This is a genomic window from Streptomyces sp. NPDC031210 (assembly GCF_055570395.1).
In genome coordinates this window covers 115,864-129,468 of record NZ_JBVIHH010000008.1, presented here as the reverse complement: position 1 = coordinate 129,468, position 13,605 = coordinate 115,864, and the positions used below count along the sequence as shown (strand labels likewise).

Annotated in this window: 11 protein-coding genes and 1 riboswitch; of the genes, 5 read left to right on the top strand and 6 right to left on the bottom strand. The window is 73.3% G+C overall.

Annotation, left to right across the window (positions count from 1 at the left end; translation table 11 throughout):
• Positions 1-26: 26 nt before the first annotated feature.
• Positions 27-1,310 (bottom strand): threonine synthase, encoded by a 1,284-nt coding sequence (gene thrC / locus ACZ45Z_RS16935; RefSeq protein ID WP_468362613.1) that lies wholly within the window; start codon positions 1,308-1,310, stop codon positions 27-29.
• 17 nt (positions 1,311-1,327) lie between these two features.
• Positions 1,328-1,479: riboswitch (SAM riboswitch) on the bottom strand.
• A 172-nt stretch (positions 1,480-1,651) separates the two neighbouring features.
• Here thrC and ACZ45Z_RS16930 point away from each other — a divergent pair.
• Entirely contained in the window at positions 1,652-2,611 is a 960-nt protein-coding gene (locus ACZ45Z_RS16930; RefSeq protein ID WP_468362611.1) for a glucosyl-3-phosphoglycerate synthase, read from the top strand.
• 48 nt (positions 2,612-2,659) lie between these two features.
• On the top strand, positions 2,660-4,141 hold the full coding sequence (locus tag ACZ45Z_RS16925) for an alpha,alpha-trehalose-phosphate synthase (UDP-forming) (protein WP_468362609.1): 1,482 nt from the start codon (positions 2,660-2,662) through the stop codon (positions 4,139-4,141).
• Between the two features lie 55 nt (positions 4,142-4,196).
• Here ACZ45Z_RS16925 and otsB read toward each other — a convergent pair whose 3' ends face one another.
• The 3 genes from otsB to ACZ45Z_RS16910 all read right to left on the bottom strand — a co-directional run bounded on the left by otsB (position 4,197) and on the right by ACZ45Z_RS16910 (position 6,884).
• On the bottom strand, positions 4,197-5,090 hold the full coding sequence (gene otsB, locus ACZ45Z_RS16920) for a trehalose-phosphatase (protein ID WP_468362607.1): 894 nt from the start codon (positions 5,088-5,090) through the stop codon (positions 4,197-4,199).
• A gap of 154 nt (positions 5,091-5,244) precedes the next feature.
• Positions 5,245-5,559 (bottom strand): DUF3263 domain-containing protein, encoded by a 315-nt coding sequence (locus ACZ45Z_RS16915; protein ID WP_468362605.1) that lies wholly within the window; start codon positions 5,557-5,559, stop codon positions 5,245-5,247.
• A gap of 56 nt (positions 5,560-5,615) precedes the next feature.
• Positions 5,616-6,884, bottom strand: coding sequence for an extracellular solute-binding protein (locus ACZ45Z_RS16910; protein WP_468362603.1), 1,269 nt, complete (start codon positions 6,882-6,884; stop codon positions 5,616-5,618).
• Between the two features lie 254 nt (positions 6,885-7,138).
• Here ACZ45Z_RS16910 and ACZ45Z_RS16905 point away from each other — a divergent pair, with 254 nt between their 5' ends.
• The 3 genes from ACZ45Z_RS16905 to ACZ45Z_RS16895 all read left to right on the top strand — a co-directional run bounded on the left by ACZ45Z_RS16905 (position 7,139) and on the right by ACZ45Z_RS16895 (position 10,469).
• Positions 7,139-8,071, top strand: coding sequence for an ROK family protein (locus ACZ45Z_RS16905; RefSeq protein WP_468362601.1), 933 nt, complete (start codon positions 7,139-7,141; stop codon positions 8,069-8,071).
• Positions 8,071-9,342: an N-acetylglucosamine-6-phosphate deacetylase gene (gene nagA, locus ACZ45Z_RS16900; RefSeq protein ID WP_468362599.1), complete on the top strand. Its 1,272-nt coding sequence runs from the start codon at positions 8,071-8,073 to the stop codon at positions 9,340-9,342. The genes ACZ45Z_RS16905 and nagA overlap by 1 nt, the downstream gene beginning before the upstream one ends.
• 200 nt (positions 9,343-9,542) lie before the next feature.
• Entirely contained in the window at positions 9,543-10,469 is a 927-nt protein-coding gene (locus tag ACZ45Z_RS16895) for a 1-phosphofructokinase family hexose kinase (protein WP_468362597.1), read from the top strand.
• A 130-nt stretch (positions 10,470-10,599) separates the two neighbouring features.
• Here ACZ45Z_RS16895 and ACZ45Z_RS16890 read toward each other — a convergent pair whose 3' ends face one another.
• Positions 10,600-11,514: a carbohydrate-binding protein gene (locus ACZ45Z_RS16890; RefSeq protein ID WP_468362595.1), complete on the bottom strand. Its 915-nt coding sequence runs from the start codon at positions 11,512-11,514 to the stop codon at positions 10,600-10,602.
• Between the two features lie 224 nt (positions 11,515-11,738).
• Entirely contained in the window at positions 11,739-13,403 is a 1,665-nt protein-coding gene (gene cdgB / locus ACZ45Z_RS16885) for a diguanylate cyclase CdgB (RefSeq protein ID WP_468362593.1), read from the bottom strand.
• Positions 13,404-13,605 lie beyond the last annotated feature (202 nt).

The window sequence follows — 13,605 nt, the reverse complement described above, 5'->3', positions numbered from 1 at the left end:
TGCCAGCGGCGGCGTACGGGCGGGGCTCAGCCGGCCAGGCCGGCCGCGCGGAACGCGTCCAGGCTCGGGCGGATGGTGGCTGTGGGCCCGGTGGTGGGTGCGACGGCGTCAAGCGTCTTGAGGCCGTCACCGGTGTTGAGGACGACGGTGGACAGGGACGGGTCGAGCAGACCGTTCTCGATGAGCTTCTTGGTCACACCGACGGTCACCCCGCCGGCGGTCTCCGCGAAGATCCCTTCCGTCCGCGCCAGCAGCTTGATCGCGTCCACGATCTGCTCGTCGTCGACATCCTCCACCGCGCCGCCCGTCCGACGCGCGATGTCGAGCACGTACGGCCCGTCGGCCGGGTTGCCGATGGCCAGCGACTTGGCGATGGTGTTCGGCTTCTGCGGCCGCACCACGTCGTGGCCGGCCTTGAAGGCCGCCGAGACCGGCGAGCAGCCCTCGGCCTGCGCGCCGAAGATCTTGTACGGCTTGTCCTCGACGAGCCCGAGCGCGATCAGCTCCTTCAGGCCCTTGTCGATCTTCGTGAGCTGCGAACCCGAGGCGATCGGGATGACGAGCTGGTCCGGCAGCCGCCAGCCGAGCTGCTCGCAGATCTCGTACGCCAGCGTCTTGGAGCCCTCGCCGTAGTAGGGGCGCAGGTTGACGTTGACGAAGCCCCAGCCCTCGCCCAGCGGGTCGCCGATGAGCTCCGAGCAGAAGCGGTTGACGTCGTCGTAGTTGCCCTCGATGCCGACCAGCTCGCCGCCGTACACCGCGGCCATGACGACCTTGCCCGCCTCCAGGTCGTGCGGGATGAACACGCAGGAGCGGAAACCGGCGCGGGCCGCCGCGGCGCCGACCGCGCCGGCGAGGTTGCCCGTGGAGGAGCAGGACAGCGTGGTGAAGCCGAAGGCGCGGGCGGCCTCGACGGCGATGGCCACGACGCGGTCCTTGAAGGAGTGCGTCGGGTTGCCGGAGTCGTCCTTGACGTACAGGCCGCCGGTGACGCCCAGCTCACGGGCGAGGTTGTCGGCCTTGACGAGCTTGGTGAAGCCCGGGTTCAGGTTCGGCTTCTCGGCCACGTCGGTGGGGACGGGCAGCAGCGGGGCGTAGCGCCAGATGTTGTCGGGACCGGCCTCGATCCGCTTCCGCAGGCTTTCCGGATCGCCGCTCGGCAGGTCGTAGGCGACTTCGAGCGGCCCGAAACATTCCTGGCAGGCGAAGATCGGGCCGAGGTCGAAGCGCTGTCCGCACTCGCGGCACGAGAGTGCGACGGCGGGACCGAGAGCGACGGAGGGAGTGGTTTCGGTGACTTGCACAGCCATGGAGGCGAGGCCCTTTCTCCTCATCTTCCTCGCGGCGCATCTCGCCACGAGACGGATTTGGCACCTTCCCTAGCCGGGAGCCTCGCGCGCACTGTGATCATGGCGGAGACCGGCTGGAGGGTTGCCGGGGCTTCAACGGGCCGTTTCCCTCTGCCCCTCTGGATGAGCGGTATGGCACTGGGCCGAAACCCAGGCGTTTGTGGTGCGGCACCCCCGACATGCGACGGTCATCCGCGTTGTTCAAGACTGTAACCGAAGGCCCGGACGGTTGAGATAGTCGTCCGAACCGCGAGATGGATCACACCGGCCGGCTCTTTTGGCGGCCACGAGGAGTCGTAGACGTGCTGGAAGAGGTGGAGCGCTGGCTTGGCAGCCGCTCCTGGTCCGCCGCCGAGCGCCCGCTCGGCCGGCTGCTGGACGCCAAACGGCAGACGGGCCTGACGGTCAGCGTAGTGCTGCCCGCGCTCGACGAGGAGGCGACGGTCGGCGCGATCGTCGCGGCGATCCGCGCGGACCTGATGACGGGCGCGGTCCCCCTGGTCGACGAGCTGGTGGTGCTGGACTCGGGCTCCGCCGACCGTACGGCCGAGGTCGCGGCGGCGGCCGGCGCGCGGGTCGTCCGCCGGGACAGCGTCCTGCCGCGCCTGCCCGCCCTGCCCGGCAAGGGCGAGGTGCTGTGGCGCTCCCTGCTCGCCACCTGCGGCGACATCGTCTGCTTCGTGGACGCCGACCTGCGCGAGTTCTCGTCCGACTTCGTCTCCGGGATCGTCGGGCCGCTGCTGACCGACCCGGAGATCCAGTTCGTCAAGGCGATGTACGACCGGCCGCTGGAGACCGGCTCCGGCGGCGGGCCCGGCCAGGGCGGCCGGGTCACCGAGCTGGTCGCCCGCCCGCTGCTGAACCTGCACTGGCCGCGGCTGGCCGGCTTCGTCCAGCCGCTGGGCGGGGAGTACGCGGCCCGGCGCTCGCTGCTGGAGAGGCTGCCGTTCCCGGTCGGCTACGGCGTCGAGCTGGGCCTGCTCGTCGACGCGCTGCACACCGTCGGCCTCGACGCCCTCGCCCAGGTCGACGTGGGCGTGCGCAAGCACCGCCACCAGGACGGCCAGGCGCTGGGAAGGATGGCGGCGGCGATCTACCGGACCGCCCAACTGCGCCTGACCCGTGGCCACTTGGTGCGTCCCCAGCTCACCCAGTTCGAGCGCGGCGAGAGCGGTTTCGTCCCGCGCACCACGGAGGTGGACACCGAGGAGCGGCCGCCCATGGCCGAAATACCGGAGTACGCCGCACGCCGCGCGGCCTGAGCGCCCTCCGTACGTTTGCGCGGATCTGTCGCGGGTTAGTCTCGCGGCATGGTTTCCGAGCGCAGTGGTGCCGAGGTTCTCGTCGCGTCCAACCGCGGTCCGGTCTCCTACGCCCTGGGCGAGGACGGCGCGCTGACCGCCCGGCGGGGCGGCGGCGGTCTGGTCTCCGGGCTGTCCGCCATCGGTCCGGACACGGACGCGATATGGGTGTGCGCCGCGCTCGGCGAGGGCGACCGGGAGGCCGTACGGCGCACCGGCGGCGCGCTCGACCCCGCGGAGACCGGCGGCCAGCGCGTCCGGATGCTGGACATTCCCGCGGACGTCTACGCCGACGCCTACAACGGCATCGCCAATTCCGTCCTGTGGTTCGTCCACCACATGCTCTACCAGACGCCGCTGGAGCCCGCCTTCGACGCGGACTTCCGCGCCCGGTGGGCGTCCTACCGGGCGTACAACGCCGCGTTCGCCGACGAGCTCGCCGCGCAGGCGGCGCCCGGCGCGGCCGTCCTCGTCCAGGACTACCACCTGGCGCTGGTGCCCGGCATGCTCCGCGAGCGCCGGCCCGACCTGCGCATCGCCCACTTCTCGCACACCCCCTGGGCGCCCGCCGAATACTTCGCGATGCTCCCCGACGACATCCGCCGCGAGCTGGCGGCGGGCCTCCTCGGCGCGGACCACGCGAACTTCCTGACCCAGCGGTGGGCGCGGGCGTTCATGGGCTGCTGCCAGGACGCGCTGGGCGCGGACTGCGAAGCCTTCCGGCCGCGCGAGGAGTCGCCGTACCTCCTCTCGGCGGTGCCCGGTGGCGAGCCGCACCGGACGTCGATCGGGGTGTACGGCCTCGGCGCGGACGCCGCGTTCCTCCAGGAGCGGGCGCACCGCCCGGATGTCGAGGAGCGGCTCGCGGCGCTGCGCGCGCAGGTCGGTGGGGCGGAGCGCCGGACCATCGTCCGCGTGGACCGCACCGAGCTGTCCAAGAACATCGTGCGCGGCCTGCTGGCCTATCGCCGGCTGCTGGCCGACCGCCCCGAGTGGCGCGAGCGGGTGGTGCACGTCGCGTTCGCCTATCCCTCGCGCCAGGACCTGGCCGTCTACCGCGAGTACACCGCGCAGGTCGACCGGCTGGCCGAGGAGATCAACGCCGAGTACGGCACGCCCGGTTGGCGGCCCGTCGTCCTGCACGTCAAGGACGACTTCGCCCGCTCGCTCGCCGCCTACCGCCTCGCGGACGTGGCGCTGGTCAATCCGATCCGGGACGGCATGAACCTCGTCGCCAAGGAGATCCCGGTGGTCTCCGACCACGGCTGCGCGCTGGTCCTCTCGCGGGAGGCGGGCGCGCACGAGGAGCTGGGCAAGGACGCGCTGACGGTCAATCCGTACGACATCACGGCCACCGCCGAGGCGCTGCACACGGCGCTGTCGATGGACGGCGGCGAGCGCGCCGAGCGCACCAAGCGCCTGGCCGCGGCCGCCACGGCGCTGCCGCCGGCCCGGTGGTTCCTGGACCAGTTGAACGCGCTGCGGGGGTAGGCGGGTCTTCCGGGTCAGACCGGGTGTGGCGGGGGCGCCGCCTCGTAGGCGGGGGTCAAGCGCCCGGCCGTGGCGTTCCGGCCAGTCGGTCCGCGAGCGCGCCGAGCAGGGCGACGACTCCCGCCGGTCCGTCGACGACCAGGTCGGCGCGCTCGGCGAGTTCGGCGACCTCCGCGCTGCCGCTGCACACCAGCACGCCGTTCAGGCCGTCCGAGCGCAGCTTCTCGACGGCGGCGAAGGCGGCGAGATCGCCGAGGTCGTCGCCGGCGTAGAGAACGGTGGTGGCGCCGGTCTCGCGCACCCAGTCGGCGAGCGCCACGCCCTTGTCGACGCCCGGCGGGCGCAGTTCGAGGACCAGGCGGCCCGGCTCGACGATCAGGCCGTGGCGTTCGGCCAGCGCCGAGAGCGGGCCGCGCAGCCGGTCGAAGGCGCCCTGGGGATCGGCGGCGCGGCGGGTGTGCACGGCGACGGCGCGGCCGCCCTTGGTCTCGATGGCCGACTCCACCCAGGTGCCGTGCCAGACACCGGTGCGGTCCAGGACGCCGGGGAGTTCGGCCTGGACGGCGGCGACTCCGGGGTGCGGGGCGGGGGCGTTGACGGTGCCGGTCGCCGCGTCCCAGCGCTCGGCGCCGTAGTGTCCGAGGACGACGAGGTGGTCGAGGCCGGGGACGCCCGTGACTCCGGAGAGGCGCACGGCGACGCCGGCCGGGCGGCCGGTGATCACCGCGGCGGCGCGCAGCCGGGGCGCCAGCCGGCCGAGGGCGGCGGTGGCGCCGGGATGGGCGCTGGCCTTTTCGGGGTCGGGGACGATGTCGGCGAGGGTGCCGTCGAAGTCGAGGGCGATCACGGCGCGTTCGGGCCGGTCCAGGAACGCGGCGAGGCCGTCACGGCCCGCTGCGGTGTCCGGGGTGGGGAGGGGGTGCGGCGCGGAGTTCGGGTGGCTGCCCATGGCGCCGACCCTACCGGCGGGCCGAGGGCGCGCGCCGGGTGTACGGAAGCATCGGGGCGTCGGCCCGCGGGTCCCCGGCGCGCGCACGGGCCGCGCGCGGGGGCGGGCCGGAAACGGGGCCGGGGACGGGCCGGTGGCGGGCCCGCTTCGCCGGTCAGCGGCGGGCGCGCCGGGCGTCGCGCACGCGGCGCAGGCGGTTGATGGTGACCGGGTCGTGGGCGAGCGCGCGGGGGTCGTCCAACAGGGCGTTCAGGAGTTGGTAGTAGCGGGTCGGGGAGATGCCGAGGCGCTCGCGGATGACGCGCTCCTTGGCGCCGGGCCCCGGCCAGGAGCGGCGCTCGACCGCGAGGACCGCTTCGTCCCCGGCGGACAGGGCGGCCGCGCGCGGCCCGGCGCCGGGGCCACCCGCGCCGGGACCGCCCGCGTCGCCGGGTCCCCGCGCGTCGCCGCCGCCCGTCCCGCTCGTCATCACGGTTTCCACGATAAGCCCACGGTCGGACAACACCCGGCGCGCCGGCCGGCCGGTCACTCGGCGGTGTTGTCCGCCATGTCGGCGGCGTTCTGGATGTCGGTGAGCACGCCCTCCGGGTTGCCCTTGGGGCCGACCGCGGCGCCCATCTTGGCCTTGACGGTCTTGGAGATCATCGGCCAGGAGGTCTTGTTCGCCGGGTAGAACTCGGCGGTGCCGAGCTGCTTGAGGAAGCCGTGCAGCTTGGCGTACTTGTCGTCGGCCAGCATCGCCTGGGAGGCCGAGGCGGTGACCGGCAGCAGGCCGTACTCGCCCGAGAACTTCAGCACGTTCTCCCGGCTGTAGACGAAGTCCAGGAACTTGCCGGCCTGTGCGCGGTGGCCGTTGTGCTTGAACGCCATCATCCAGTCGGCGACGCCCATGGTGGCCTTGGCCTTGCCGTTGATGCCGGGCAGCTCGACGGTGCCGTAGTCGATGCCCTTGGCCTCGGCCTGCTTCATGAGGGTGGGGTGCCCGTTGAGCATGCCCACCTCGCCGTTGGCGAAGCCCTGGAACGCCTCGCCGCGGTTGAGGTCGGCGGGCTCGATGCCGGTCAGCCCCTTGCCGACGAGTTCCTTCTGGACCCACTGGAAGGTCTTGATGTTCTCCGGCGAGTCGATCGTGTACTTGTCGATGCTGTCGGTGTAGCCGCCGCCCCCGCTGAGCATCCACATCAGCGTCTCGGCCTGCGTCTCCTCCGGGCCGAGCGGCAGCGCGAAGGGCATCTTGACGCCGCGCGCCTTCAGCCGCTCGGCGTCGCGGGCTATCTCGTCCCAGCTCTCCGGGGGGTCGGTGATGCCAGCCTGCGCGAAGAGCTTCTTGTTGTAGAACAGCCGCCGGGTGCTGGCGGCGAAGGGCAGGCCGTACTGGACGCGGTTGTACTCGCCGGCCTCGGCCAGGGAGGTGGTGAAGTCGGCCTGGACGGGGATGGAGAGCAGCTCGTCGGCGCTGTAGAGCTTGTCCTTGGCGGCGTAGTCGGCGTACGCGCCGATCTGCGCCAGGTCCGGTGCCTTGCCGGCCTTGACCAGGTCCTCGACCTTCTTGTCGACATCGGTCCAGCTATAGACGTCGACGTCGATCTTGATGCCCGGGTTCTTCTTCTCGAAGGCCCGGCTGACCTCGGCCCAGTAGTTCTCGGAACTGTTGGCCTGGCTGTCGCCGTAGTCCGCCGCGATCAGTTTGAGGGTGACCTCGTCGCCGTCCGGGCCGCTGCCGCAGCCGGCGAGAGTCAGTGTCATGGCTGTGGCGAGTCCCGCCGCCGCCAGGCTCAAGTACCGCCGCTGCACCGCTATTACCGCCCTTTTGTGCCGTTAATTTCGCGCTTGCTCGGTGTGCCCATGCGCAGCCGCGGGGATCGCCCCCGACCGGCATGAACCGCGAGTCTCCCCCGCGCACCTACACAAGGTCTACACCACTGTTCATCTCGCTTACATATCGCCCTTCCCACACGGAGATCACGAGACCGGGCGACGGTCAGGCCAATACCGCCGTACGGCGAGTGGACTAGACCTTTCAGGGCCTCTCGCGCGAAACTGTCCCCGTGAGACACGTCATCGCCCTCGATGTGGGCGGCACCGGGATGAAGGCCGCCCTCGTGGGGGCGGACGGCACGCTGCTGTACGAGGCGCGGCGCCCCACCGGGCGCGAACGCGGCCCCGGCGAGGTCGTCGAGACCATCCTCGGCTTCGCCGCCGAGCTGCGCGCCCTCGGCGAGGAACGTTTCGGCCGCCCCGCCGCGGCCGCCGGGGTCGCGGTCCCCGGCATCGTCGACGAGGCGGGCGGCATCGCCGTCTACGCCGCCAACCTCGGCTGGCGGGACGTGCCGATGCGGGCCCTGCTCTCCGAACGGCTCGGCGGCGTACCCGTCGCCCTCGGCCACGACGTGCGCACCGGCGGCCTGGCCGAGGGCCGGATCGGCGCCGGCAAGGACGCCGACCGCTTCCTGTTCGTGCCCCTGGGCACCGGCATCGCGGGCGCCATCGGCATCGCCGGCCGCATCGAGGCCGGCGCCCACGGCGGCGCCGGCGAGATCGGCCACATCGTCGTACGGCCCGACGGGCCCCTGTGCGGCTGCGGCCGGCGCGGCTGCCTGGAGACGCTCGCCTCGGCCGCCGCGGTCGGCCGCGAGTGGGCCGCCGCGTGCGGCGACCCGGGGGCGGGCGCGGCGGACGCGGCCAAGGCCGTGGAGTCGGGCGACGCGCGCGCCCGGGCCGTCTGGCAGGCCGCCGTCGACGCCCTCGCCGACGGCCTGGTCACCGCGCTGACCCTCCTCGACCCGCGCACGCTGATCATCGGCGGCGGGCTGGCGGAGGCCGGCGACACGCTGTTCACGCCTCTGCGGGAAGCGGTCCGGCAGCGCGTTACCTTCCAGCGGCTCCCCTCGATCGTTCCGGCGGCCCTCGGGGACGCCGCCGGGTGCCTGGGCGCAGGACTGCTCGCCTGGGATCTTCTCTCCACGGAGGTAACCGCCTGATGGCCCAGCAACAATCCGCGGGACGGCCCGCGCAGCCCCGGCGCACCGTCCTGTCCGGCGCCCGCCTCGCCCGCCCGTCCGGCGTCGTCGAAAGCGGCCGGATCACCGTCGAGGGCCGCCGCATCGCCGACATCCGCAGCCGCGACCTCGACGCCGGCGCGGACGGGCGGCGCCCCGGCGACCGGGCCGACGAGGGCCGGCGGCGCACCGACGCCGACCGGTCCGGGGACACCCGCACCGTCGACCTGACCGGCCACCTCATCGTCCCCGGCTTCATCGACCTGCACGTCCACGGCGGGGGCGGCGGCTCCTTCTCCTCCGCCGACCCCGAGGAGTGCCTGACGGTCGCCCGCACCCACCGCGGGCACGGCACCACCACCATGGTCGCCTCCACCGTCACCGGCGACCTGGACGCGCTCGCCCGGCAGGCCGCGGTGCTCGCCGAACTCGTCCAGCAGGGCGAGCTGGCCGGCATCCACTTCGAGGGCCCGTTCATCTCCCCGCAGCGCTGCGGCGCCCACCAGCCCGAGCTGCTGCGCGACCCCGACCCGGCCGACGTGCGCAAACTCCTGGACGCCGCCCAGGGCGCCGCGGCGATGATGACCGTCGCGCCCGAACTGCCCGGCGGGCTGCGGTCCGTACGGCTGCTCGCCGACGACGGCGTGATCGCGGCGGTCGGCCACACCGACTCCACCTACGACGCCACCCGCGAGGCCATCGACGCGGGCGCCACCGTCGCCACCCACCTCTTCAACGCGATGCCCGCCCTCGGCCACCGCGCGCCGGGCCCCGTCGCCGCCCTCCTGGAGGACGAGCGGGTCACCGTCGAGCTGATCAACGACGGCACCCATCTGCACGCCGCCGTCCTCCAGATGGCCTTCCGCGCCGCCGGTGCCGACCGCGTCGCGTTCATCACCGACGCGATGGGCGCGGCCGGCATGAACGACGGGATGTACCCGCTCGGCCCGATGCGCGTCGAGGTGAGGGACGGCGTCGCCAGGATCAGCGAGGGGCCGACCGCGGGCTCCATCGCCGGCTCCACCCTCACCCTGGACCGCGCCTTCCGACGCGCCGTCACCGTCGACCACCTGACGATCGACCAGACCGTCCGGGCACTTTCGGCCAACCCCGCCCGCCTCCTGGGCATCGATGACCGGACCGGCTCGCTGGAGACCGGCAAGGACGCCGACCTGGTGGTCTTCGACGCCGCGTACGAAGTGGTGGGCGTCATGCGCGCGGGGGAATGGGTGGTCCGGCCGGCGGGGGTCTGACCGCTCCGGGTCTGGGCCAACCCCCCTCAGCGATGGCATGATCGCTCGCGCACTTGTCCGCATGCCACCGCCGAGCGCGGTCGCCAGACCAGTGGCCGTCCAAGAGGCGGCCGCCGCGCCACCCCATGCTCGGCACACGCCGCCCGGCCGGGCACCGCCCACCGGCTCGGACGCCCGAGCACCGCGCGGGAGGGGGAAGAATGATCCTCACGGTCACGCTCAACGCCGCCCTCGACCTGACCTATCGCGTGCCCCGGCTCCGGACGCACACCACCCACCGAATCACCGAGGTCACCGAACGCCCCGGCGGCAAGGGCCTGAACGTCGCCCGCGTCCTGGCCGCGCTCGGCCACCGGACCGTCGCCACCGGCTTCGCGGGCGGCGGCACCGGCGACGCGCTGCGGGCCCTGCTGACAGCCGAGACCGGCGTCACCGACGCCCTGGTCCCGGTCGGCGGCGCCACCCGCCGCACGGTCGCCGTCGTCGACGACGCCACCGGTGACACCACCCAGCTCAACGAACCGGGCCCGACCGTCTCGCCCGCCGAATGGGAGACCTTCCTCGGCACCTACCAGGACCTGCTCGGCGACGCGCGGGCGGTGGCGCTGTGCGGCAGCCTCCCGCCGGGCGTCCCGGTCGATGTCTACGCCCGTCTGACCCGCGCCGCGCGCGCCGCGGGCGTCCCGGTCCTGCTGGACACCAGCGGCGAACCCCTGCGCCGCGGCCTCGCCGCCCGCCCCGACCTCGCCAAACCCAACGCCGACGAACTCGCCGCGCTCACCGGCAGCACCGAACCCCTGCGCGCCGCCCGCGACGCCCGCCGCCGCGGTGCCCACGCCGTCGCCGCGTCCCTGGGCCCCGACGGCATGCTCGCCGTCACCGCCGACGGCACCTGGCAGGCCACTCCGCCCCGCCGTCTGACGGGCAATCCCACCGGCGCGGGTGACTCCGCCGTGGCGGGCCTGCTCTCCGCCCTCGTCGAGAACCTGCCCTGGCCGGACCGCCTGATCCGCGCGGTGGCCCTGTCCGCCGCCACCGTCCGGGCCCCGGCGGCAGGGGAGTTCGACCTGGCGACCTACGAAGAGCTGCTCAAGAGCGTGGCGGTGACGACCCATCCGTCGGCGTGAGCGGGCCGCTCACGGGGAGGGCGGCGTGAGGTGTCCGCGCGGTGTGTGTCGTACGGGACGGCGTGTGCCGTAGGGGAGGCCGCGTGTCGTACGGAACGGCCTGTGTCGTAGCGGGACGCGGCCGGCGGCGCTACTTGTCCGCGAGCCAGAGCTTGTCGAGGTTGACCTCGCACTGATTGCCGCTCTCGCAGGACAACTTGACGGTGTTCGTGCCCTCGTTGAGCTGGATGTACGACCAGGTCTTGGTCCAGCCCTTGTCCCAGGCGCCCTCGGGGGCGCCGGCGAAGTTCTTCATGTTGGCCGGCCGCGTCTCGGCCTTGCCGTTCACGCTGAGGGTGAGGTTCGCGTCCTTGCCGGGCACGCCGTAGCCGACCCACAGCTTGTACTGGCCGGCCTTGTGGACGTCCACTGTCCACGTGGCGGAGGCACCGGGTGTGTTCATGCCCGCCACATACGCGCCGCTCGCCGAGCGGGCGCCGGGGACGTCCTTCGCCGTGGTCGCGCCGCCCTCCAGGCGCAAGCCGCCCGCCTCGATCTTGGGCAGCGCGCCGGGCGTGGGCTTGGTGGTGGGGTCCTCGTTCGGCGCCACCGAGTCGCCCGCCGTGGGGCCGGGCTTGCCGGCGGAGCTCTCGGCCTCCCCCTTGCCGTTGGTGAGCATCGCGACGCCGATGCCTATGCACACCACCGCGACCACCGCGACGGCCGCAATCAGCAGGCCGTTGCGGTTGCGGCGGGGCTCCTGGCCGTGGCCGGGGGCCGGCACGGGCCGGGTGCGGTCGCCGCCGGGCAGCGTCTCGGGTGCGGCGTAGTGGGCGTTGCGCTGTCCGTAGGTCGCCTGCTGCTGCGGGGCCTGCGGGCCGCCGTACTGCCGCTGGCCGACCGCGCGCACCTGGTTGTAGGAGGTCCTCGGGACACCCGGCTGCCGCGTCGCCGCGCCGTCGCCCGACGGGCCCTGCGCCCCGCCCTCGCCGCCTTCCGAGCGGTAGAGGTAGGCGAACGGGTCGTCGTTCTCCGGCGTGTCCGCGCCGTTGTTGCCGGCCGTCATTCCGTGTCACTCCCAAGCGATCTGTACGCGTCAGTACGCGTTCGCACGTCACTGCGCGAACTGTCTCTTTCGGGCCCCCGGCGGCGCCGCGCCGCATCGGCGCAGCCTACCCCGTTCGCCTCATGCCACGCCGGTCCCCGACAGCCACAAGATCGCTACAGATCGGTGAACGGCAGGTGGGCCGGGACGGCGGGTACGGATGTGAGACGCGGCACCCGCCGCTCTCAGCCGGCCCGCCGGTTCGCCTTCGACCGGGACCGCTTCTCGACGTACATCCGCTGGTCGGCCGAGGCGAGCACCTCCTCGGCCGTCATGCCGCAGCTCGCCCAGCCGATGCCGAAGCTGGCGCCGACCCGCACCGCCCGGCCGTCCACCCGGATCGGCGGGATGATGGCGTTCCGCAGCCGGACCGCGAGGTCCTGGGCGTCGGCCGTGCCCAGGCCGTCGGCGAGCACCACGAACTCGTCGCCGCCGAGCCGGGCGACCGTATCGCCGTCGCGGACGCCGCTGGTCAGCCGGCGTGCGACCTCGATGAGCACCGCGTCACCGGTGTGGTGCCCGAAGCGGTCGTTGATCGACTTGAAGCCGTCCAGGTCGCAGAAGAGGACCGCGAGCCCCTTGGAGCCGTCGTCCGTGCCGGTGTCCGGGGGCGCCACGGTGTGCACGTGGTGGTCGTAGGGAGCCGGGCTCTTGCCCTCGAACCCGTCGATGCCCTCGAACGGCTCCCTGCCGTGCCCCCGCAGGCCCGGCGGGTCCGAGGAGAGCGTGGCCGACGAGGCGTAGGCGTCGGCGAGCGAGCTGGGCGGGCGGGAGCAGAGCCGGGCGCCGAGCCGGGTGCGCAGCTCGGCGCTGTTGGGCAGCCCGGTCAGCGAATCGTGGCTGGCGCGGTGCGCGAGCTGGAGTTCGTGCCGCTTGCGCTCCTCGATGTCCTCGACGTGGGTGAGCAGGAACCGGGGCCCGTCGGCGGTGTCGGCGACGACGGAGTTGCGCAGCGAGACCCACACGTACGTGCCGTCGCGGCGGGCCAGCCGCAGCTCGGCGCGGCCGCCCTCGGCCGAGGTGCGCAGCAGCGTCCCGATGTCCTCGGGGTGGACCAGGTCGGAGAAGGAGTAGCGGCGCATGGCGGAGGCCGGGCGGCCCAGCAGCCGGCACAGCGCGTCGTTGGTGCGCAGCAGGCGGCCGTGCTGGTCGCCGCCCATCTCGGCCACGGCCATGCCGCTGGGCGCGTACTCGAAAGCCTGGCGGAAGCTTTCCTCACTGGCGCGCAGGGCCTGCTGCTCGCGCTCCAGGCGGACCAGCGCGCGCTGCATGTTGGCCCGCAGCCGGGCGTTGCTGATCGCGATGGCGGCCTGGAACGCGTACATCTGGAGCGCTTCCTGGCCCCAGGCGCCGGGGCGCCGGCCGTTGCGGGGCCGGTCGACGGAGATCACGCCGAGCAGCTCGCCGCCGCCGTTGGCCGCCGCGTACATGGGCGCGAAGAGGCGGTCCATGGGGTGCCACTCGTCGGGGAAGCGGGGCGCGGGCCCGGCGGTGTGCCACTGCGGGACGTCGTCGTCGTCCAGCACCCAGCCCTCGGTGTGCGGGATGAAGCACAGGTCGCCCCACCGCTCGCCCATCGACAGCCGGCGGTCCCAGGACGTCCGGGAGCCGACGCGCCCGGCCATCAGCGCCTCGGCGCCCGCGCTGCCGGCGACCGCGGCCACGACGAGATCGCCGTCCGGGCGGACGAGGTTGACGGCCGACAGCTCATAGCCGAGCCCGGCGACGGCGCCGTCGGCGACCGCCTGCAAGGTGTCCGCAAGGCTGCGTGCGGTGTTCAGCTCGGCGACCACTTGGTGCAGTTGCCGCAGGGTCGCAAGACGGACGTATGGCTCCGACTCGGTCTCCATCGCTCGCTCTCCCTGAGACCTCGACAGCAACTCCAGGATTCTTTGTCGTCCGATTCCTCGCTCACTGAATCACAGTGAGCTGTTCACTCGGTACACAGGGTCAACAATTTGCGGGCGCTGTGACTCAAGTCACAGCAGATCAGGAGTGGTTCGGGAGCCCCCGGGGAACCCTGCCGGGTTCCCTCCCGAAGGCCCCTCCCCT

Excerpts from the sequence above, each read along its gene's own strand:
- thrC (WP_468362613.1), bottom strand. The coding sequence starts at position 1,310 with ATGGCTGTGCAAGTCACCGAAACCACTCCCTCCGTCGCTCTCGGTCCC.
- ACZ45Z_RS16925 (WP_468362609.1), top strand. The coding sequence starts at position 2,660 with ATGGTTTCCGAGCGCAGTGGTGCCGAGGTTCTCGTCGCGTCCAACCGC.
- otsB (WP_468362607.1), bottom strand. The coding sequence starts at position 5,090 with ATGGGCAGCCACCCGAACTCCGCGCCGCACCCCCTCCCCACCCCGGAC.
- ACZ45Z_RS16915 (WP_468362605.1), bottom strand. The coding sequence starts at position 5,559 with ATGACGAGCGGGACGGGCGGCGGCGACGCGCGGGGACCCGGCGACGCG.
- nagA (WP_468362599.1), top strand. The coding sequence starts at position 8,071 with ATGGCCCAGCAACAATCCGCGGGACGGCCCGCGCAGCCCCGGCGCACC.
- ACZ45Z_RS16895 (WP_468362597.1), top strand. The coding sequence starts at position 9,543 with ATGATCCTCACGGTCACGCTCAACGCCGCCCTCGACCTGACCTATCGC.
- ACZ45Z_RS16890 (WP_468362595.1), bottom strand. The coding sequence starts at position 11,514 with ATGACGGCCGGCAACAACGGCGCGGACACGCCGGAGAACGACGACCCG.
- cdgB (WP_468362593.1), bottom strand. The coding sequence starts at position 13,403 with ATGGAGACCGAGTCGGAGCCATACGTCCGTCTTGCGACCCTGCGGCAA.